General features: G+C 67.3%; 22 protein-coding genes and 2 tRNA genes. 12 read left to right on the top strand and 12 right to left on the bottom strand.

Annotated elements, in window-relative coordinates:
- Nucleotides 1-14: 14 nt before the first annotated feature.
- Nucleotides 15-287, bottom strand: a complete 273-nt coding sequence (locus tag GEM_RS12710) for a DUF2164 domain-containing protein (RefSeq protein ID WP_014897796.1) — start codon at nt 285-287, stop codon at nt 15-17.
- A 250-nt stretch (nt 288-537) separates the two neighbouring features.
- Between GEM_RS12710 and serS the strand changes: the two genes are divergently transcribed.
- From serS to GEM_RS12690, 4 genes are all read left to right on the top strand, one after another.
- Nucleotides 538-1839 carry a serine--tRNA ligase gene (gene serS / locus GEM_RS12705; protein WP_014897795.1) on the top strand — a complete coding sequence of 434 codons (1302 nt, stop codon included), beginning with the start codon at nt 538-540 and terminating at the stop codon, nt 1837-1839.
- A 129-nt stretch (nt 1840-1968) separates the two neighbouring features.
- Nucleotides 1969-2059 (top strand) — tRNA-Ser (locus tag GEM_RS12700).
- 14 nt (nt 2060-2073) lie between these two features.
- Nucleotides 2074-3159, top strand: a complete 1086-nt coding sequence (locus GEM_RS12695; protein ID WP_272148352.1) for a phosphatase PAP2 family protein — start codon at nt 2074-2076, stop codon at nt 3157-3159.
- 200 nt (nt 3160-3359) lie between these two features.
- Entirely contained in the window at nt 3360-4895 is a 1536-nt protein-coding gene (locus tag GEM_RS12690; protein WP_014897793.1) for a methyl-accepting chemotaxis protein, read from the top strand.
- Nucleotides 4896-4925: 30 nt separating this feature from the next.
- On the opposite strand, the gene GEM_RS12685 is transcribed toward GEM_RS12690, so the two are convergent.
- On the bottom strand, nt 4926-6086 hold the full coding sequence (locus GEM_RS12685; protein WP_014897792.1) for an alkane 1-monooxygenase: 1161 nt from the start codon (nt 6084-6086) through the stop codon (nt 4926-4928).
- Between the two features lie 541 nt (nt 6087-6627).
- Between GEM_RS12685 and GEM_RS12680 the strand changes: the two genes are divergently transcribed.
- The 5 genes from GEM_RS12680 (at nt 6628) to GEM_RS12660 (ending at nt 9924) form a co-directional block, all read left to right on the top strand.
- On the top strand, nt 6628-7281 hold the full coding sequence (locus GEM_RS12680; RefSeq protein WP_272148351.1) for a GNAT family N-acetyltransferase: 654 nt from the start codon (nt 6628-6630) through the stop codon (nt 7279-7281).
- Nucleotides 7282-7458: 177 nt separating this feature from the next.
- Nucleotides 7459-8220 carry a septum site-determining protein MinC gene (minC, locus tag GEM_RS12675; protein ID WP_014897790.1) on the top strand — a complete coding sequence of 254 codons (762 nt, stop codon included), beginning with the start codon at nt 7459-7461 and terminating at the stop codon, nt 8218-8220.
- A 59-nt stretch (nt 8221-8279) separates the two neighbouring features.
- Complete coding sequence (minD, locus tag GEM_RS12670) at nt 8280-9095, top strand: septum site-determining protein MinD (RefSeq protein ID WP_014897789.1); 816 nt, start codon at nt 8280-8282, stop codon at nt 9093-9095.
- Between the two features lie 12 nt (nt 9096-9107).
- On the top strand, nt 9108-9362 hold the full coding sequence (minE, locus tag GEM_RS12665; protein WP_006486661.1) for a cell division topological specificity factor MinE: 255 nt from the start codon (nt 9108-9110) through the stop codon (nt 9360-9362).
- 160 nt (nt 9363-9522) lie between these two features.
- Nucleotides 9523-9924 (top strand): YXWGXW repeat-containing protein, encoded by a 402-nt coding sequence (locus tag GEM_RS12660; RefSeq protein ID WP_014897788.1) that lies wholly within the window; start codon nt 9523-9525, stop codon nt 9922-9924.
- A 116-nt stretch (nt 9925-10040) separates the two neighbouring features.
- Here GEM_RS12660 and GEM_RS12650 read toward each other — a convergent pair whose 3' ends face one another.
- Entirely contained in the window at nt 10041-11606 is a 1566-nt protein-coding gene (locus GEM_RS12650) for a chloride channel protein (RefSeq protein WP_014897787.1), read from the bottom strand.
- A 175-nt stretch (nt 11607-11781) separates the two neighbouring features.
- On the opposite strand from GEM_RS12650, the gene waaC reads away from it, so the two are divergent.
- Entirely contained in the window at nt 11782-12780 is a 999-nt protein-coding gene (gene waaC, locus GEM_RS12645) for a lipopolysaccharide heptosyltransferase I (RefSeq protein WP_014897786.1), read from the top strand.
- A 17-nt stretch (nt 12781-12797) separates the two neighbouring features.
- On the opposite strand, the gene GEM_RS12640 is transcribed toward waaC, so the two are convergent.
- From GEM_RS12640 to GEM_RS12625, 4 genes are all read right to left on the bottom strand, one after another.
- Nucleotides 12798-12977 carry a hypothetical protein gene (locus GEM_RS12640; RefSeq protein WP_014897785.1) on the bottom strand — a complete coding sequence of 60 codons (180 nt, stop codon included), beginning with the start codon at nt 12975-12977 and terminating at the stop codon, nt 12798-12800.
- A gap of 103 nt (nt 12978-13080) precedes the next feature.
- Complete coding sequence (locus GEM_RS12635) at nt 13081-14391, bottom strand: MFS transporter (RefSeq protein ID WP_014897784.1); 1311 nt, start codon at nt 14389-14391, stop codon at nt 13081-13083.
- Between the two features lie 296 nt (nt 14392-14687).
- Nucleotides 14688-15179: an energy transducer TonB family protein gene (locus tag GEM_RS12630; RefSeq protein ID WP_014897783.1), complete on the bottom strand. Its 492-nt coding sequence runs from the start codon at nt 15177-15179 to the stop codon at nt 14688-14690.
- A gap of 289 nt (nt 15180-15468) precedes the next feature.
- Nucleotides 15469-15762, bottom strand: a complete 294-nt coding sequence (locus GEM_RS12625) for a hypothetical protein (protein ID WP_014897782.1) — start codon at nt 15760-15762, stop codon at nt 15469-15471.
- Between the two features lie 91 nt (nt 15763-15853).
- On the opposite strand from GEM_RS12625, the gene GEM_RS12620 reads away from it, so the two are divergent.
- Entirely contained in the window at nt 15854-16372 is a 519-nt protein-coding gene (locus GEM_RS12620) for a hypothetical protein (protein ID WP_148283824.1), read from the top strand.
- 18 nt (nt 16373-16390) lie between these two features.
- Here GEM_RS12620 and GEM_RS12615 read toward each other — a convergent pair whose 3' ends face one another.
- The 5 genes from GEM_RS12615 to rph all read right to left on the bottom strand — a co-directional run bounded on the left by GEM_RS12615 (nt 16391) and on the right by rph (nt 19676).
- Nucleotides 16391-16786 carry a hypothetical protein gene (locus GEM_RS12615; RefSeq protein ID WP_014897780.1) on the bottom strand — a complete coding sequence of 132 codons (396 nt, stop codon included), beginning with the start codon at nt 16784-16786 and terminating at the stop codon, nt 16391-16393.
- Nucleotides 16787-16934: 148 nt separating this feature from the next.
- Nucleotides 16935-17022: transfer RNA gene (locus GEM_RS12610), tRNA-Ser, on the bottom strand.
- 42 nt (nt 17023-17064) lie between these two features.
- Complete coding sequence (hemW, locus tag GEM_RS12605) at nt 17065-18279, bottom strand: radical SAM family heme chaperone HemW (RefSeq protein WP_014897779.1); 1215 nt, start codon at nt 18277-18279, stop codon at nt 17065-17067.
- 34 nt (nt 18280-18313) lie between these two features.
- Nucleotides 18314-18943: an RdgB/HAM1 family non-canonical purine NTP pyrophosphatase gene (gene rdgB / locus GEM_RS12600; protein ID WP_014897778.1), complete on the bottom strand. Its 630-nt coding sequence runs from the start codon at nt 18941-18943 to the stop codon at nt 18314-18316.
- Nucleotides 18936-19676 (bottom strand): ribonuclease PH, encoded by a 741-nt coding sequence (gene rph, locus GEM_RS12595; RefSeq protein WP_014897777.1) that lies wholly within the window; start codon nt 19674-19676, stop codon nt 18936-18938. The genes rdgB and rph overlap by 8 nt, the downstream gene beginning before the upstream one ends.
- A gap of 174 nt (nt 19677-19850) precedes the next feature.
- Between rph and GEM_RS12590 the strand changes: the two genes are divergently transcribed.
- Complete coding sequence (locus GEM_RS12590) at nt 19851-20774, top strand: YicC/YloC family endoribonuclease (RefSeq protein WP_014897776.1); 924 nt, start codon at nt 19851-19853, stop codon at nt 20772-20774.
- Nucleotides 20775-20779 lie beyond the last annotated feature (5 nt).

Raw genomic sequence — 20779 nt, 5'->3', positions numbered from 1 at the left:
CCGCCCCGGGTGCGTCAGCGCTTGCGGCCCGGCGGCTTCTGCTGCTTCCAGTACTCGAACGGCTCCTCGTGGCATTCGATGTCGAGCTCGGCGATCCGGGCCTGCAGGCGCTCCTGCGCATCGGCGATCGCGAGGTTGTAGATCGCCGGCGCGATCTCCTCGACGAAGAAGTGCAGCAGCGCGCCGGCCTGGATATTGCCGATCGGCTCGTCCAGGTTTTCTGTGAAATAGCGTTGCAGCGACACGATTGCGCGGTCGCGGACATCCTTGTCCAGTTCGATGGCCATCGGGTTCCCTCGGGTGTGCGTGATGCGAAGGCGGGTGCATGGCCCGCCGCGTTGCGCCTGGCCGGCGCGGGTGCGGCGCGTTTCCGGCGGCTTCGCGCGGCGCGATTGGCAGGCCGCCGACGCGCAGGCTGGCAAGGCGATACTGCCACGCCCGTCGCGCGTTTGCGGCATTGTCCGTCCGGCCAGTGCCGTGGCGGCCCCGCGGTGCGTTAGAATTCCCGTCTTACACAACGATTCTCCAAGTCCTCCCATGCTCGACATCCAGTTGCTGCGCAAAGACCTCGACGGCGTCGCCAAGCGCCTCGCCGATCGCGGCTACACCCTCGACGTCGCCGCGTTCTCCGCACTCGAAGCGGAACGCCGCGCGATCCAGACCCGCACCGAAGAGCTCCAGGCGCGCCGCAACAGCCTGTCGAAGCAGATCGGCGCGATGAAGGGGAAGGGCGAGGACACGTCGGCCGTGATGGCCGAAGTCGGCGGGATCGGCGACGAGATGAAGGCGTCGGAGGCCAAGCTGGGCGAGATCCAGACGCGCCTGTCCGATCTGATGCTGGGCATGCCGAACGTCGCGCACGAAAGCGTGCCGGTCGGCAAGGACGAGGCCGACAACGTCGAAGTGCGCCGCTGGGGCACGCCGCGCGAGTTCGACTTCGAAGTGAAGGATCACGTCGACGTCGGCACGCCGCTCGGCCTCGATTTCGAAACCGGCGCGAAGCTCGCCGGCGCGCGCTTCACGATGCTGCGCGGCTCGATCGCACGCCTGCACCGCGCGCTCGCGCAGTTCATGATTGACACGCACACGCTGCAGCACGGCTACAGCGAGACGTACACGCCGTACATCGTGAACCCCGAGATCCTGTACGGCACGGGCCAGCTGCCGAAGTTCGCGGACGACATGTTCCGCGTCGAGAAGGGCGGCGGCGAGAACACCATTACGCAATACCTGATCTCCACGTCCGAGATTTCGCTGACGAACACCGTGCGCGAATCGATCGTCGAAGGCTCCGCGCTGCCGATCAAGCTGACCGCGCATTCGCCGTGCTTCCGCTCGGAAGCCGGTTCGTACGGTCGCGACACGCGCGGGATGATCCGCCAGCACCAGTTCGACAAGGTGGAGATGGTGCAGGTCGTCGCGCCGGACGCTTCGTATGCCGCGCTCGACGAGATGGTCGGCCATGCGGAAGCGATCCTGCAGAAGCTCGGCCTGCCGTACCGCGTGATCACGCTGTGCACGGGCGACATGGGTTTCTCCGCCGCGAAGACGTTCGACCTCGAAGTGTGGCTGCCCGCGCAGAACACCTATCGCGAGATCTCGAGCTGCTCGAACACCGAGGCGTTCCAGGCGCGCCGGATGCAGGCGCGTTTCCGCAACGCGCAGGGCAAGCCGGAACTCGTGCATACGTTGAACGGCTCCGGCCTCGCGGTCGGCCGCACGCTCGTCGCGGTGCTCGAGAACTATCAGAATGCCGACGGTTCGGTCACGGTGCCGGAAGCGCTGCGTCCGTACATGGGCGGCATGGAGCGAATCGACGCGCCTGCACAGGCGTCGTGAGATTGCTGCGCGATCGATTTTCGAAGGCCTCGCAAAAAATTGCAAAAAGGGCTTGTGAGATTCGAAGAGATCGTTCTATAATCTTTTCTTTCCCGGACACGACCAACCGGGAAATGAAGCAGCAAGGAAGGAGAGGTGGCAGAGTGGTCGAATGTACCTGACTCGAAATCAGGCGTACGGTTTCCCCGTACCGTGGGTTCGAATCCCACCCTCTCCGCCAAAATACGAAGCCCCGTGATCCGGAAGGATCACGGGGTTTTTCGTTTTGGTCGCGAGGCGGCCGTCGCAGTGACGATGGCGGTGTACGATGGCGCGCAGGGGGTGCGATGCGTGCGCCGATCCGTCGAATCACGACGAACCAACAAAGCGTTAATGAAAACGAGCGCGCGGATAGGGGGAGGGCTGGCGGGAGCTGCATTGCTGGCAGCACTCGCGGCCGCTGTGTGTGTCATGCACGCGGATTGGGTCGTGAAGTCCGACAGTGTCGTGTCGCTCGTGCGGCACGTCGCATGCGGATTCGCCGCCAGCGGGTTTCTTGCGGTGTTGTCGTGCGTGCGCCGCTATCGTGGTGTCACGCGAACGCTGCGCTGTCGTGAATTTGCGTTCGCGATGCTGAGCGTGACGCTGATTGCGACGCTCAGCGCGGCTGTCGCCGTCCTCGACTACTTTTGCGTGGCGCTCGCCCCGCCGTCGATCGAAAACCAGCTTGTCAGCTTCGATGCGATGCTGGGCTTCCATTGGCTCGACCTGTACCGGTGGGTGAGGGCACATGCCGGCCTGCAGCAAGTGCTCGACCTCGCGTATCGCAGCGGCATGCTGCAACTGGTTGCGGTGCCGTTCATCCTGGCGGCAGTCCGTCGCGTCGACGATCTTGCCGAGTTCATCGCCCAGTTCATGGTTGCGGCGATCGTCGTCGTGCTCGTCTCCACGCCGTTCCCGGCGGCAAGCGCATTCGTCCATTTCGGCATCACCGATCCGGGCACCGCATCGACGGTGACGCATTACGACCTGTTGCGCAACGGGCACTTCCGTCAACTGAACCTGTTCGAAGCGCAGGGGCTCGTGTCGTTGCCGTCGTTCCATGTGATGCTGGCCCTGCTGTTCGCGTATGCGGTGCGGCATGTCCGCTACGTGTTTCCAGTCGCGCTCGCACTGAACGCGCTGATGATCGCGTCGACCCCGACGCAGGGCGGGCACTATCTGGCCGACGTGATCGCCGGGATCGTGTGCAGCGTGGTGTCGATCGTCGCGGTGCGCCGCTGGATGGCCGGCCGGCGTGTGGCCGAGGCGTCCGGGCCGCGCGCGGCAAGTCCGACCTGACTGCGCAACGCTGCGGCAGGCACGCGCTTGCCGGCAGCCCCCGAGCCTGAGCGTCGCCGGATCACCCCGCCCACATCGCCGACCGGCCGGAATTCCCGCCACCGCTGTTTTGCTTCAAGCCTTCGCTTCGCGCGCCGTTAACAGAGGGCGGCGCCAGGCGCCTGTTGCGCCGTCGCCGTCCCCCGTCGATTCAAGGTCCCATGAAGCTGAGCTACAAGATTCCCCTCGCATTCGCCGCTGCGCTGCTGCTGATATTCTGCGGTGCGCTGTACGGCATCCGCATCCTCAATCGGTCGATCGATACATTTGCGAACGACGTGCAGACCCGTGTCGCCGACGAGCGGCTCGTGTCGGCGACGCTCGTGCAGTTCAAGCTGCAGGTCCAGGAATGGAAGGACACGCTGCTGCGCGGCAAGCAGCCCGACAAGCTCGACAAGTACTGGCAGGCATTCCAGGCGCGCGAGCGCACGGTCGACACGCTCGCCGCGCAGCTCGTCAACCAGCTGCCGCCCGGCGAGAGCCGTACGCTCGTCGAGCAGTTCATGCGCGCGCACGCGGCGATGGGCGACGGCTACCGGCGCGGTTTCGACGCGTTCAAGGCCGCGGGCTTCGAGCCGACGGCCGGCGATGCGGCCGTGGCGGGCGTCGACCGGGCGCCAGCCGCGCTGCTCGAGCACGCCGCGAAGGCGATCGCCGACGAGAGCGCCGCCGTGTCGGCGCAAGCGAGCCGCGACGCGCGGCATGCGACCGCGGCGAGCGTCGTGCTGATGCTGATCGTGCTCGGCATTGCGATGATCGGTGCGATCCTGTTCAGCCGCGCGATCCTGCGGCCGCTCGACCGCGCGGTGGCCTGTGCGCAGGCGGTGGCCGGCGGCGACCTGACGCGCAACGTCGACGCGGCTGGCCGCGACGAGATCGCCGATCTGCTGCGCGCGTTGCAGACGATGCAGGCGAGCCTGTCGGGCGTCGTGCTCGAGGTCCGGACGCATGCCGAAGCCGTCGCGACCGCGAGCGCGGAGATCGCATCAGGCAATCACGATCTCTCGTCGCGTACCGAGGCACAGGCCGCGTCGCTCGAGGAGACTGCCGCCAGCATGACCGAATTGACCGGTGTCGTGCGCCAGTCGGCCGAACACGCGCGGCATGCGGCCCAGCTCGCGCACGATGCGTCGGGCATCGCGTCCGCGGGCGGTAGCGTGATGACGCAGGCCGTCGACACGATGACCGGGATTGCCGCGAGCGCGGCGAAGGTCGGCGAGATCATCGCGGTGATCGACGGCATCGCATTCCAGACCAACATCCTCGCGCTGAACGCGGCCGTCGAGGCGGCGCGGGCGGGCGAGCAGGGGCGCGGCTTCGCGGTCGTCGCGTCGGAAGTGCGCACGCTTGCGCAGCGCAGTGCGGCCGCCGCGAAGGAGATCAAGGGGCTCATCGAGCAATCGACGCGGCGCGTCGACGAGGGCGCCGTGCTGATCGGCCGCGCGGGCGAATCGATCCACGAGATCGTCGGCGCGGTGCAGCGGGTCACGACCATCGTCGGCGAGATCTCGTCCGCCTCGCAGGAGCAGAGCGGCGGCATCCAGCAGGTGAACGTCGCGGTCACGCAGATGGATGAAGCGACGCAGCGCAACGCGGCGCTGGTCGAACAGGCGTCGGCCGCGACGCAGGCGCTGGCCGAGCAGGCGAGCGCGCTGCGGCACGCGGTGGCCGTGTTCAGGCTGCCGCAAGCGGCGTAACGATCTTGCAAGCGACCGGGCTGTCTTGCCTCACGCCGCCGCGGGATACTGCGCGAGCACCCGCTCGCGGATCGACGGCTTGATGTTCGACTGCGCCATGTTGCCGCCGTAGTGTGCGACGACGCGCGGATTCATCATGCGATACCAGAGCGGCGGCACGTACGCGAACAGGATCATCGTCGCGTAGCCGGCCGGCAGTTGCGGCGAGTCGTCGAAGTGGCGCAGCGCCTGGTACGAGCGCGTCGGGTTCGCGTGATGATCGGCGTGCCGCTGCAACTGATACAGGAACAGGTTCGTGACGACGTGATTGCTGTTCCACGAATGCTGCGGCGTGCAGCGTTCGTAGCGGCCGCTCGGCAGCTTGCGGCGGCCCAGCCCGTAGTGTTCGACGTAGTTCACGACCTCCAGCAGCGACGCGCCGTACACGGCCTGGATCACGAGGAACGGGATCGCGACCTTGCCGGCCATCGCGATCGCGATGCCCCACACGACGACAGTCATCACCCACGCGTGCAGCACCTCGTTGCGCCAGGTCCACGGCGAATGCCCGAGCCGCTCGAGGCGTGCCTGTTCGAGCCGCCACGCCGAGCGGATGCTGCCGATCACCGTACGCGGCAGGAACGCCCAGAACGATTCGCCGTAACGCGCGCTCGCCGGATCCTCGGCGGTTGCGACGCGCACATGATGGCCGCGGTTGTGTTCGACGAAGAAGTGCCCGTACGCGACCGGCGCGAGCGTGATCTTCGCGAGCCAGCGCTCGAAGCGGTTGGTCTTGTGGCCGAGTTCGTGCGCGGTGTTGATCGAGATGCCCGTCGCGGCGCCGAGCGACATCGCGAAGCCGACGTAGTCGTACCACGCGAGCGCATGCGTGCCGACGATCCACACGCACGTGAAGAACGCGACGTATTCGACCAGCGTCGCGAGATAGACGATGAAGCGGTAATAGCGCTCCCGTTCGAGATGGGGGACGACCGACTCGGGCGGGTTGTCGCGATCGTCGCCGATCAGCGTGTCGAGGATCGGGATCACGCCGAACGCGAACAGCGGCCCGAACCACCAGAACACGTGCAGGCCCGTCGACAGCGCCAGCTGGGCCGCGAGGATCGGCAGCGTGATCGTTACCGCGCCGAGCAGCCACAGATAACGTTTGCCATCCGACCATCCCGAGGCCGATCCGTCGGTCATTGCCATCGTCTCCCTCCTTCTGGCCGATTCCGGCGCTGTCGGGCGCAGGGCGGCCGCATGTTATGGAAAATAGCCGTTCGAAGCGTCGCTGCTCCGCGATGCCGAGCGCGGCACCGGATCCTTGGTCCGGCTTTGCCAGTTATACGACCGTCGCGCATGCTTGCCAAACGCCGGCGCTAGGCGTGCAACTCCAAACGGCCGGCCGCGCGCGACGCAGGTCGGGCAGGGCCGTCACGGGGTGATTGAAACAGGCCGGCACGAGCCGAATCGACTCCCACGACCGACGTTCTAGTCAGACGAATACGCGACGCGAATCGCGCGTGGATTCGACCTCGGGGATCGCAACAAATGTTGCGGTGCAATAATTCCGGCGTGAAGGAGTACGGCGGAGGCTCGTTTTCAGATACATATATTACGGATCATTACGGCCTGGGCAGCGAAATACCGGACGCTTGCCACATGGATTCGCGACATGACAAGGCGAGCGGGGCAACGCGTCCGGTATCGCAGTTCGGATTGCGATGCGTCGCCTCGCATCGACGCGTCGATGCTGCACCTGCACACTCGCGCGTGCGCGGCACCTGCCGCCTTTCGATCCGCGCCGGCATTTGAAAATAACGATTTGACTCATGCCCCGCTTTCGGTTGAAGCTAGTAACTTGCTGTCCGAAGGGGGCTGTGCCTGCATGAGTTCGACCTTGACCGTTCGTCGTATCGCTGCCGACCAGGGCGGTGTGTATCGCGAACTCCGCGCCGCATCGTTGCGTGAGCCCTATGCGCCCGGCGAAGCGCCGGAGGCCGAATTGCTGAACGTCGATTCCGACGCGGCGACGGCAATTGCCGCGCTGCGCGCCGCATCCGACGAGTCGACGACTTTCCTGCTGTACACCGAAGGCCATCCGGCCGGCATGATCGGCGCGTATTTCGACAATACGCCCGAGCGGCGCGCGTTCGTCAGCGAGCTGTGGGTCGCGCACGCGGTTCGCCATCTGCGCGGCGGCGTGCTGCTGCTCGAAACGGCTACCGCGTGGCTCACCGAACGCGGTGCGCAGGACGTCTATGCATGGATCGCCGATGCGAACCGCAACGCGATCCGTTTCTACGAACGCGCGGGTTTCGGCAACACGGGCGAGCACGCGCCGATCGCGCGGATGCCCGGCGCGATGAAGTCGTTGTTCGTGTCGCATTTCAATGCGCCCTGACGCATGAACGCGCGGGCCGCACGGCGCGATGAAGGCCCGGCCGCGCGCCGGTCGCCTGTCCGACGGCCCGCCTGCCGGTGGCGCGCGCGCCGCGCCCGCCGCAATCCGGCTCCCCAAAAATAATGGCCGCACGCGTGGACGCCTGTAAAATACGCAAAAATTTTTTGCAGAGTGTCCATGTCGCTTAAAAAATCGCCATTCTTCGAGCTGCGCAGCGGATCGGTCGATACGTTGCTGTTCACCGTGAAGACGACCGATCTCGATGCGTTGCGTACCGAACTGGTCAAGCGCTTCGAAGCGACTCCCGAGTTTTTCGCCGATGATGTCGTCGCGATCGACGTCCGCCGCCTCGCGGACGGCGAACGCGTCGCGCTCGCCGACATCCGCCAGATGCTGAACGACGTGCGGATGCGCCCGGTGGGCGTCGTCGCGCTGGCCACGCAGCGCTGGGCGGGGGAAGCCGGCCTGCCGTTGCTCGAGGCGCGCGATCGCCGCATGTCGGCCGGGAAGCCGGCCGACGAAGCGGAACCGGCGCCCGCGCCCGTCGTCGAGGCGGCAGCGGAACCGGCGCCCGAGCCGGCGCCGATGCCGATTCAGGCGGGCGGGCAGACGCTGGTGATCGACCGGCCGCTGCGTTCGGGGCAGCAGATTTACGCGAAAGGAGACCTCGTGGTGCTTGCGCCGGTCAGTCACGGCGCCGAGATCATCGCGGAAGGCAACATCCACATCTACGCGCCGTTGCGCGGCCGCGCACTCGCGGGCGTGCACGGCAATCACGACGCGCGCATTTTCTGCACGTGTCTCGAGCCGGAACTGATTTCGATTGCGGGTATCTATCGAACGACCGAGAACCCGTTGCCCGCCGAGGTGCTGGGCAAAGCGGTGCAGATCCGGCTCGAAGAGGAAAAACTGATGATCGAACCGCTGCGCCTGACGTAATCCACGCGGCACGCTCCGGGTCGATCGGCTCTCATTGACGAACACAGGGTATTGGGTAAATGGCAAAAATCATCGTGGTGACTTCGGGCAAGGGCGGCGTGGGCAAGACGACGACGAGCGCGAGCTTCGCGTCGGGTCTCGCGCTGCGCGGGCACAAGACGGCCGTGATCGACTTCGACGTCGGCCTGCGTAACCTCGATCTCATCATGGGCTGCGAGCGTCGGGTCGTGTATGACCTCGTGAACGTGATCCAGGGCGAAGCGAACCTGAACCAGGCGCTGATCAAGGACAAGAAGTGCGAGAACCTGTTCATCCTGCCGGCGTCGCAGACGCGCGACAAGGATGCGCTCACGCGTGACGGCGTCGAGAAGGTGCTGAACGACCTGGCCGCGATGGACTTTGAATACATCGTCTGCGATTCGCCGGCCGGTATCGAGGCAGGCGCGCTGCACGCGATGTACTTCGCGGACGAGGCGCTGATCGTCACGAACCCGGAAGTCTCGTCGGTGCGCGACTCGGACCGCATTCTCGGCATCCTGTCGTCGAAGACGAAGCGCGCGACCGAAGGCAAGGATCCGATCAAGGAACACCTGCTGATCACGCGTTACAGCCCGAAGCGCGTGAGCGAAGGCGAGATGCTGTCGCTCGAGGACATCAGCGAGATCCTGCGCATCAAGCTGATCGGCGTAGTGCCCGAATCGGAAGCCGTGCTGCATGCATCGAACCAGGGCCTGCCGGCCGTGCACCTCGACGGTACCGACGTCGCCGAAGCGTACAAGGACATCGTTGCGCGCTTCGTCGGCGACGACAAGCCGCTGCGTTTCACCGAATACCAGAAGCCGGGCCTGCTGCAGCGCCTCTTCGGCAGCAAGTAACGGAGGTCGCTCATGTCCATCCTTTCGTTTCTCCTCGGCGAGAAGAAGAAGTCCGCATCGGTCGCGAAGGAGCGCCTGCAGCTCATCATCGCGCACGAGCGGGTCGGTGGCCGGCCGCCGGCCGATTACCTGCCGGCGCTGCAGAAGGAGCTGGTCGCGGTCATCTCGAAGTACGTCCATATTTCGAACGATGACATCCGCGTGAGCCTCGAGCGCCAGGACGATCTCGAAGTCCTCGAAGTGAAGATCGAGATCCCGCAAGCCTGACCTTTGCCGGTGTCCCTCCGCACGGCGGCGCATGCCGCCGTGCGCGTCTTACGCCCTGTTGCACTTTCGGGCTCGCCGTAACACGGTGTCTGTCGGCCGTTCGCCGTCTTCCCGCATTGAACGAATACGCTCGCGTCAATTGTTCAATCAGGAGGTTGTGATGGCTGTCTCTACTGTTCAACGTCGTATCGTTTCGCTCGCGCTGTTCGCCGCGGGCCTGTCTGCCGTCGCCGCGCCGCTTGCCGCGCGTGCGGACGAAATCCTCGTCGGCGCGCCGGTGATGGTGCCGTCGGGCCGGATGGTCGTCGCCGAACCGGTCGCCGTGCGCACCGAGGAAATCGTCGTCGTCGCGCCGAGCGCGCCGCCGCCCGTGCGCTACGAGGTCGTACCCGATGCGCGGGTCGGCTACGCGTGGGAGCGCGGCCACTGGCGCTGGGATCATGGCCGCTACGTATGGATCGGCGGCCACTGGGAAACCGAGCGTATCGGCATGCACTGGGTGCCGGGCCACTGGGATCAGCGCGGCCCGAACTGGTTCTGGACCCGCGGGCACTGGGCCTGACGGAGGCGTGCGATGAAAAGAACCGCAATCGCCATCGCGCTCGTCGCCATCACGCTGGCCGGCTGTATCGTCGTGCCGGCCCGCCCCGTCTACTACCGGCCGGCACCGGTGGTGATCTACTGAACGCCGCGCGGGCCGCTCTGCGCCGAGCCGTGCGCGCCGGATGCAGGCGGCCCGTCGTCTTGCTGCGGCGCCGGCGGCGCATGCGCGGCGCCGTGGTCGGCCGGCGCGTGCCGCTCGCCGTCGCCTTCGTCGCGCAGCGTGTCGAGCGGATCGGCGGGCGCGGCGGCCGCGTCCTGCGGCTCGATGACGCCGGCGCCAGCCGCCGGTGCCGTACCGGGTTCCACGGCGGTTTTTGCCGCAGTTTCTGCAGCGCCAGCGGGCGGCGCGAGATAGCGCTGCGCGAGCGTCTCGTAGAGCGGCGGCGCGAAGAAGCGCGCCATGCGGCTCGACACCAGCGCGGTGGCCATCAGCGAAATCACGAGCGCATGGCCGTTGATCATCTCCATCACGATCACGAACGACGTGATCGGCGACTGCGTGACCGCTGCCAGGTAGCCGACCATCGCGAGCGCGATCAGCATCGGCAGGCTCATGTCGCCGAACGCGAGGTGCAGCAGGTTGCCGAATCCGGCGCCGATCGACAGCGAAGGCGCGAAGATCCCGCCCGGGATGCCCGGCAGGTACGACGCGACCATCGACACCATCTTCAGGAACGGATAGAGCACTGAAAGCTGTTCATGGCCGTCCAGCAGGCCGCGCGCCTCGGCGTAGCCGCTGCCGAACGTCGTGCCGCCCGACACCAGGCCGACGACGGCGATTGCGAAGCCGCACAACGCGGCGAACGCGATCGGCCGCTCGCGATACAGGCCAAGCAGGCGCGCGGGCAGCCAGCGCCCGGTATTGAGCAGCAACCAGCTGAAGAGGCCGCCCGCGATGCCCGTCACGATCGCGGTGACGAGCACGGCGACGGCGAGCATCTTCGGGAAATGCTGGCCGGCATCGATCGTGCCGAAGTACGTGTAGTTGCCGTTCAGGCCGAGCGCGACGACGCCGGCGAGAATGATCGCGGTGATCACCACGCCGCTGGCACGGGCGGAGAAGCTACGAGTCAGCTCCTCGATCGCGAACACGATCCCGGCGAGTGGCGTATTGAACGCGGCCGACAGGCCGGCCGCCGCGCCGGCGAGCACGAGCTGGCGCTCGATCTGCGCGTTCGAGCGCGGGTAGAAGCGCCGCAGGTTGAACATCAGCGCCGCGCCGACCTGCACCGTCGGCCCTTCGCGGCCGATCGTGAAGCCGCCGAGGATGCCCATGAACGAGATCAGCACCTTGCCGGCCAGGATGCGCAACGTCAGCAACCGCGCGCCGAACGCGCCCGGGCTCGCATGCAGCGTCGCGATGACCTGCGGGATCCCGCTACCCTCGGCGCCGCGGAAGAAGCGGCGCGTGAGCCAGGCCGACGCCGCGGCGATCGACGGCGTCAGCAGCAGTGGCAGCCACGCGGCGTGCGCGCGCATCGTGCGGAAGGTGTCGTAGCCCCAGTCGATCAGCCGCGCATACAGCACGGCCGCGAGGCCGACGGCAATTGCGCCGAGCCAGAATACGCCATACTGGCGCCAGATCCGCAGCGAGCGACGGGTGAGTGCAGGAAACAGGGCGGGAAGCGGGGAGCGTTGCATCGGCGGCGGGCCGGGAGGACAAAGAACGCATTATAAGAAGAACCCGGATGCGGCTGGGTTCGACAAACCTTCACAAAGGAGACGCATTTTGTTGCAAAGGTAATCATGATGTAATGTTTGTGCGCTGCAAGCGTCGCTAGCATGACGAAATGGCCTGCCCTTCCCCACAGGAAACGTGAAACGCATCCTTATCGTAAAAGTGACGTCGCTCGGCGACGTCGTCCAGACACTGCCGGTCGTCGCGGACCTCCATCGTGCCTTTCCGGGCGTCACGGTCGATTGGGCCGTGGACGAGTCGTGCGCCGAGGTCGTGCGCTGGCACCCGGGCGTGAGCGAGGTGCTGTGCGCGCCGCTGCGGCGGTTCAAGAAACTCAGGAACCGCGGCGACCTGAAGGCGATCTCCGCATCGATCGGCGCGCTGCGTGCGCACCGCTACGACGCGGTCATCGATCTGCACGGCGTGTACAAGAGCGCGATCATCTCGGCGCTCGCGCGCGCCGCGCGCCGCGTCGGCTACCAGACGCAGGATCTCGGCGAGACGGGCGCACGATTCGCGTACTCGCACCGCTTCGGCCCGCGGCCGGACTGCGACGCATGGCACGGCATGCGCGTGAGCGCGGGCGAGGCGCTGGGCTATGCCCCCGAAGGCATTGCCGCCTACGGGATCGTCCCGCCGCAGGATGCGAGCCTGCCGGCCGCGGTTACCGACGGCGCGCCGTTCATGCTGCTGTTTCACGCGACCTCCAATCCGGACAAGAAATGGCCGGCCGATCACTGGGCCGCGCTGGCCACGCGGATGATGGCGCGTGGCGTGCGGGTGCTGGTGCCGTGGGGATCGGCCGCCGAGCATGACGATGCGCAGGACATCGCCGCGCGCGCGCCTGGCGCGGTCGTGCTGCCCGCGATGTCGGTGCGCGAACTGGGTGCGGCGATCGGCCGGGCCGCGCTGGTGGTGGGGGTCGATACCGGGTTCGTGCACATGGCGCACGCGCTGCAGCGGCCGACCGTGATGATTTTCGTCGCGACATCGCGCCACCATTGCGGCGTCGGCGGTGCACCGAATGCGTTGTCGATCGGCGAGCCGGGCGAGCCGCCGTCCGTCGCGCAGGCACTCGATGCGATCGATGCGGTCGGTCCGGCCTATCGCGCGCAGCGCGTGCCGCTGACGGCCTGACGAAGGGGGGCGCGGGCTCAGGCGAGCAGCGCCTCGACCGTGACCACCGCGGCGATGGCCGCCAGGTTGGCCAGCAGCGCCTCGAACACGAGGCCGCGCCAGGTTTTTGGCCGGAAACGTGCGGCCAGCAGCAGGGCGCCGCCCAGCGCGAGCGCCAGGATCAGGATGAGGTCGGCATTGTCGAGGCGGAGGTTCATCGCGGCGGCTCCTTCAGCGAACGGATCCCGGGGCGCGCGGCGGCGCTCCCAGGATCGAGTATAGGTAGCGCCGCCCGCCGCACAACCCGGGCCGCCCCGAGGCTCAGACGAGCGATGAATGGCGGGTTTCGCGCATCAGCAGCACGCCGATCAGGCTGATCGCCGCCGCGGCCGACACATAGCCGCCGACCCACGACAGGCCACCGCGCGCCGCGAGCAACTGCGCGATGTACGGCGCGATCGACGCGCCGAGGATCCCGCCGAGGTTGTATGCGACGCCCGCGCCCGTATAGCGGACGTTGGTCGGGAACAGCTCCGGCAGCAGCGCACCCATCGGCGCGAACGTCACCCCCATCAGGAACAGCTCGAGCGTCAGGAACAGCGCGACGAGCGGCATCGAACCGCTGCCGAGCAACGGCTCCATCGCGAAACCGGACAGCAGCGCGGCGATCGAGCCCACCATCAGCACCGGCTTGCGGCCGAAGCGGTCGGATGCCCATGCCGACAGCGGCGTCGCCAGTCCCATGAACACGACCGCGAAGCACAGCAGGCCGAGGAAGCTCTGGCGCGGAATGTGCAGCGCCGACACGCCGTACGACAGCGAGAACACCGTCGAGATGTAGAACAGCGTATAGCAGACCACCATCGCGAGCGCGCCGAGCAGCGTCGGCTGCCAGTGTTGCGAGACGAGCGTCGCGACCGGCACGCGCACGCGCTCGTTGCGGTCGAGCGCGGCCTGGAACGCGGGCGTCTCGGTGATCTTCAGCCGCACGTACAGCCCGAGCGCGACGAGCACCGCGCTCACGAGGAACGGGATGCGCCAGCCCCAGCTGCGGAATTGTTCGTCGGACAGCGACAGTGCGAGCGTGAAGAACAGACCGTTCGACATCAGGAAGCCGACCGACGGCCCGAGCTGGGGAAACATCCCGAACCAGCCGCGCTTGCCTTGCGGTGCGTGCTCGGTCGCGAGCAGCGCCGCGCCACCCCATTCGCCGCCGAGGCCGATCCCCTGGCCGAAACGCAGCACGCACAGCAGCACCGGCGCGAGCGCGCCGATCGTGTCGTAGCCGGGCACGAAGCCGATCGCCGTGGTGGACACGCCCATCACCAGCAGCGACGCGACGAGCGTCGACTTGCGGCCGATGCGGTCGCCGAAGTGACCGAACAGGAACGAACCGATCGGCCGAGCGATGAACGCGATGCCGAACGTGACGAATGCGGACAGCGCCTGCGCGGTCGCGGAGCCGTGCGGGAAGAACACCGGGCCGATGACGAGTGCCGCGGCGGTTGCGTAGACATAGAAATCGTAGAACTCGATCGCGGTGCCGATGAAGCTCGCGAACACGATGCGCCGGTGGCTGACGGCGCCGGCCGAACCGGTTGCGTGTGCAACGGCCGGGGGAGATGCGGACATGGATGTCTCCGTTTTGTCGTTGGGGCGGTCGGCTGAGCGTGCGGTCGGGCAGGCGGGACGCCTGCCGGGAGCAGCCGAGCGGATGATGCGGTGGCGGTGTGGACGCGCGCCGTGGCGCGGACGTCACCCGCCGGTCGACGATGGAGACGGATAGGTCGCCGCCGCCCGGTGCCGGCGTGGTCGGCTCGCATGCCGGGTGGGGCGCGCGAACGCGCGCGCGGGAGGATGGCCGCGCGATTGCGGAAAATTATAGCCAGCGCCGCTGCATAGCGGCAATCGCGGGCGGGGGCGCGGCTTCAGTCGATCGACTGCGCCTGCGCGGATGCGGTGCTTTGCAACTGGAAGTGGCCGTCGTCGTTGAACAGCCAGCCTTCCATCAATTCGAGCCGGCCATTGCCGTCGAGCAGTTTCGACGGCGGCGGCGGCAGCGGTGCCGAGCGTCGCAGCGATGCGAGCGCGAGCGCTTCCGCCTCGCTGTCGCCGTTGCTGCGATAGACGGACGCGTTGACGAGCCGGCCGCTGCCGTCGACGGTGAAGGCTACGACGACAAGCGAACGGAGCATCGCCTGCGGCGTTCCGCGCGACAGGCCGGACGGATTGTGGTCGGCGACGCACCGCGCAACCTCCGCGCGGTACTGGTCGAGATTCGCGCTGCGTATGACCGACGGGATCGTCAGCACGTGGCGCAGCGACGGCAGCGGCGTGATCGTGCAGCCGGCAAGCAACGCGACGGCGACCAGCGCGGCAAGACGCAGCCGGTCGACGCCCGGGCGGGGAAGAGGGGGCATGGGAGGAGAACCGGAGGTGACTATAAAAAAAATGATAGGCGTCCGGGCGTGACGTGTTATCGGGGGAAACGCATAACGCGCGGGGCGCGGGGTCGCGATCGCTGATGATCGGCACGACCGGCTGGAGCCGCGATGTGACGTGACATATGACGGTGCGGGCGCGACGCACGCGCACGCGATTCGCGCGCATGCGCGCAGGGCGGGGCGGCAAGCGGTCCGGCGCGCGTTGCAAAGTCGGCATGAGGGTGTGCGATGCCCGCGCTACGGCAGCCGCGCGGCCGGTCCCCGGTCAGTAGCCGTGCGTGACGAGCGACAGAACCGACAGGTCGGGATGTGTGCCGTCGATGATGCTCTTGCCGATGTGCACGGCTTCATGAACCGCCTCGTCGACGCTCGCGAAGCTTTCCTCGCCGTCCGCGTGGAATGGCACCGCATGACCGGGCAACGCAGGATTCGCGCCCGGATGGCATACGTAGCCGGTGTAGGTGTAGCGGGTGTCGCTGCCGAGGGCGAGGCTTGGCACGACATGGATCTCGAAGCCTTCGTAATCGACGTGATCCGTCGCTGTCGACAGTTCGGTCATGGCGGTCTCCGTGTGCCGCACGCAGGGGTGGCGCGTGCAGCATCGAGTACGCGGCGGCGGTCGTGTCGCCGTGTTGAACGAATTCTAGGTGATGGCGAAGCCGGCCGGGAGGCTTCCGGCGCGGCGCCTCGCGGCACGCGTCCCGGGCGCGCGTACCATGTCGATCCTGGGCTGCCGATCCGGCGCCGATTCCATCATCGAGCGAGCGAGGGAAATGGGGATCATCGTGTTTTTCGTGTACGGCGCGTTTGTGTACGGCGCCGGCTCGCTGCTTTACATGCTGATCCGGTTCGCATCGGGCGAACGGACGCCGGAGCGAACCTGGTCGATCCTGACACGGCCGCAGCTGGTGACGAACGCGCTTGCGTTTCCGCTGGGCGCCGCGGTACCGCCGCTGTTCGCCGCGACGGTGCGCGGGATGGATGAACACTGGGGCGCGTGCAACGGCGTGGCGGCGCTGTACGGGCTGGCAGGCGTGGTGTCGCTCGTCCTGCTGCTCAACCGGCCCAGGGACGCGGATCCGCCGTCGCGCGACGCTGGGCCGCCGCCGGTGCCGGCCGGCCAGGTGCCGCGCAAGGCGCGGCGCGAACGCACGATCCGTCTCGACTGACGGGCGCGTGCGTCTGCGTCATTGCTTGCAGCGTGCGTTCTTGCGCTGCACGACGACGATCACCGGGTACTTCTGGCCGTGGTCGAGTTCCACGCGAGCCACGACGGTGAGCGTCGCCGGATCGGAGTCGTCGTACACGCTCACTTGTTCGTTGCGCAGGTAGGTCACGCCGGTACAGTTCGACGTGCGTCCGTCGTCCGACACCTTGCACTGAAGATCGTTGTCTTTCAGGTAGTTGTAGGGGGACGGGCTCGCGAGGTATTCGCTCAGGCCGCGCGGCGAGCCGGCGACGCCGGTGACGTATGCGATCGCGCACGACGCCTGCGCGTCGCTGCCGGACGCGGTGTCGGCCACCGCGTGCATGCTGACGGCAGCGAGCATGGCGACCAGCGACGAGACGATGAAGGGCTTCATGACGTGGTTTCCCGTTTCGCGAATCGGAGCGCCGGATTGTAACGGCATCCGGCGGGACGCGTCGGAACGTGGGGAGGGCGGGCGGAGCAATCGCGCATCAAACAAAAACCCCGTCATTCGGTGAATGGACGGGGTTTGGCGAACTTCCTGGCGGAAGCGGTGAGATTCGAACTCACGGACAGTTTCCCGTCGCCGGTTTTCAAGACCGGTGCCTTAAACCGCTCGGCCACGCTTCCACACGAGGCGGCATTGTAACCGAAATGCCGCCTCGATCCGCTTCAATCGTCGCGCAGGAACAATTCCTGCAGGTCGTTGAGGAAACGCTGGCCGAGTGGCGTCGGCGCGATCTGCGCGAAATCGCGTGCGATCAGCCCGCGCCGCTCCGCTTCCTGCAGCGCCGGCTCGATCGTGCTCATCGGCAGGCCGGTGCGTTCGGCGAAACTGTGCACGGGGAACCCCTCGACGAGCCGCAGCGTGTTCAGCATGAACTCGAACGGCAGGTCGCGCGCGCCGACTTCACGCTCTTCCTGCACGGCCGTGCCGGCCTTCGCCTGCTCCATGAAGGTCGCCGGGTGCTTGTAGCGTGCCTGCCGCAGGATCCGGTTCGGGAACGACAGCTTCGTGTGCGCGCCCGCGCCGATCCCGAGATAGTCGCCGAAGCGCCAGTAGTTCAGGTTGTGCTTGCACTGATGATTCGGCTTCGCATACGCGGACACTTCGTAGCGCCCGTAGCCGGCCTCGGCCGTGCGCGCGTGGATCCATTCCTGCATGTCGGCCGACGCGTCGTCGTCGGGGACGACGGGCGGGAACTTCGCGAACAGCGTGTTCGGCTCGAGCGTCAGGTGATACAGCGACAGATGCGGCGGCGCGAACGACAGCGCGGTCTCGATGTCGGTCCGGCATTCGTCGAGCGTCTGGTTCGGCAGTGCGAACATCAGGTCGAGATTGAAGTTGTCAAAGTTCTTCGCGGCGATCTCGACGGCCGCGCGCGCCTGCGCGGTGTCGTGAATGCGGCCGAGCGCCTTCAGATGGCCTTCGTTGAAGCTCTGGATGCCGACCGACAGGCGGTTCACGCCGCTCGCGCGGAACTGCGCGAACTTCGCGGCTTCGAACGTGCCCGGGTTCGCCTCGAGCGTGATCTCGGCATCGGCATCGAGCGGCAGCAGCGCGCGCACGTCGGACAGCAGCCGGTCGAGGCCGGCCGCCGACAGCAGGCTCGGCGTGCCGCCGCCGATGAACACCGTATGCACCTGCCGCCCCCACACGAGCGGCAGCGCCTGCTCGAGATCGGCGCGCAGCGCGTCGAGGTACTCGGTTTCCGGGAACCGCTCGCCTTTCCATTCGTGCGAGTTGAAATCGCAGTACGGGCACTTGCGCACGCACCACGGGAAATGCACGTACAGCGCGAGCGGCGGCAGCGACGTGAGCCGCACCTGCCCGGGCGACGTGAACGTCGCGACGACGCGCGCGCCGGTTTCCGCCGCCTGGCTCATGCGGCCTCCGGCTGCGAATGCGTGAAAAAGACGATCATGCTGGTTCCTCTGCGAGCCGTGCGAGCAGCGCCTTCAGCGCCAGCGCGCGATGGCTGTGCGTGTTCTTCACGGCCGGCTCGAGTTCGGCGGCCGTCGCGCCGAGCGCCGGCAGGAAGAAATACGGGTCGTAGCCGAATCCGTGCTCGCCGCGCGGGGTATCGACGATCTCGCCCGCCCAGCGCCCTTCGGCGAACAGCGGCTCGGGATCGTCCGCGTGGCGCACGAGCGCCAGCACGCAGCAATAGTATGCGCGCCGGTCGTCGACGCCGCGCAGCTGCTCGACGAGGTACGCATTGTTCGCCGCATCGCCCTTGTCGCCGCCGGCGCGCTGCGCGTAGCGCGCCGAATAGACGCCCGGTGCGCCGCGCAGCGTGCGCACGCACAGGCCCGAATCGTCGGCGATTGCCGGCAGGCCGGTGAGGCGCGACGCGTGCCGCGCTTTCGTCAGTGCATTCTCGATGAACGTGCCGAACGGCTCTTCCGCCTCGGGCACGGCCAGGTCGCCCTGCGGGACGATCTCGATGCCGACCGTCGAGAACAGCGCGGTGAATTCGCGCAGTTTGCCGGCGTTGTTCGACGCGAGCACGATGCGCGACAGCGGCGCGAGGGTGCGATCGTCAGACATGGCCGGCGCCCAGCACGTCCTTCTGCAACTGCACGAGCTGGCCGATCCCGCTTTGCGCGAGGTCGAGCAGCGCGTTCATCTCGGCGCGCGAGAACGGCACGCCTTCGGCGGTGCCCTGGACTTCGACGAAGCCGCCGGCGCCCGTCATCACGACGTTCATGTCGGTGTCGCACTGTGAATCTTCCGCGTAGTCGAGGTCGAGCACGGGTGCGCCTTCGTACACGCCGACCGAGATCGCGGCGACGTGGTCGGTGATCGGCGAACGCGCGAGCTTGCCGGCCGCGATCAGCTTCGACACGGCGTCGTGCGCGGCGACGAACGCGCCGGTGATGCTCGCCGTGCGCGTGCCGCCGTCGGCCTGGATCACGTCGCAGTCGATGTGGATCGTGCGCGGGCCGAGCGCGTCGAGATCGAACACCGCGCGCAGCGCGCGGCCGATCAGGCGCTGAATTTCCTGCGTACGACCCGTCTGCTTGCCGCGTGCGGCTTCACGGTCGCTGCGCGTGTGCGTCGCACGCGGCAGCATCCCGTATTCGGCCGTCAGCCAGCCCTGGCCGCGATCGCGCAGGAACTCGGGCACGCGTTCGGCGACGCTCGCGGTGCAGATCACCTTGGTGTCGCCGAATTCGACCAGCACGGAGCCTTCGGCGTGTTTCGTGTAGTGGCGCGTGAGGGCGACCTTGCGCAGTTCGTCGGCGCGACGGCCGCTCGGGCGGGACAGGGAATACGTCATGGGGGAATCGTGGACCGAAGAGGAAACCCCGATTTTAGCGCCGAACGGCAGCCTTGCCCGGCGGGGGGCGGCGCAAAAATGGGATAATGCGCGCTTCCCGCCCCGCGCCTTGCGATGCGCCGGGCGCCTCGACATATTCCCGCCCGCAAGGGCATCCAGACGGCGAGACGAACCATGATCTACAGCATGACGGGCTACGCGAGTGCGACGCGCGAACTCGCGACGGCCACCGGCAACGGCGGCACCAGCGTGTCGGTCGAACTGCGCACCGTGAACTCGCGCTTCCTCGACCTGAATTTCCGCATGCCGGACGACGTGCGCGCGTGCGAACCCGCGTTGCGCGAAATGCTGATGAACAAGCTGTCGCGCGGCAAGGTCGACGTGCGCATCAACCTGCAGCGCGGCGAGCAGAGCATCGGCGCGGGCGCGCTGAACCAGTCGGCGCTCGGCCAGCTCGCCGAGCTCGAACGCTCGGTGCTCGACTCGTTCCCGGGTGTCGGCCGCCTGCGTGCGGGCGAGATCCTGCGCTGGCCCGGCGTGCTCGCCGAGAGCGGCGTGTCGGCGGAAGCGATCCGCGACGCGGTGCTCGCATGCGGCAAGGAAGCGATCGGCGAGCTCGTCGTCGTGCGTTCGCGCGAAGGCGCGCAGCTTGCGACGATGCTGCTGTCGAACGTCACCGAGATGGAAGCGATCGTCGCGCGCATCACGCCGCTCGTGCCGGAGCTGATCGCGAAGCATCAGCAGAAGATCGTCGAGCGGCTGCAGGAAGCGCTCGGCATCGCGGCGCCCGAAGGCAGCGCGCCGATCGTCACGCGCGAGGAAGCCGCGGAACGCATTCGTCAGGAAGTGACGATGTACGGCATCCGGATCGACATCGCGGAAGAGCTGTCGCGACTCACCGCGCACCTGAACGAAACGCGTCACGTGATCGAGAAGGGCGGCCGCGTCGGCAAGCGTCTCGACTTCATGATGCAGGAACTGAATCGCGAAGCGAACACGCTCGGCTCGAAGGCGGCGGCGAAGGAACTGGCCGACGCATCGATGGCGCTCAAGCTGTTGATCGAGCAGATGCGCGAGCAAGTGCAAAACCTGGAGTAAAGCAA

This window comes from Burkholderia cepacia GG4 (assembly GCF_000292915.1).
GTDB lineage: Bacteria > Pseudomonadota > Gammaproteobacteria > Burkholderiales > Burkholderiaceae > Burkholderia > Burkholderia cepacia_D.
This window is presented reverse-complemented; position numbering and strand designations above follow the sequence as displayed.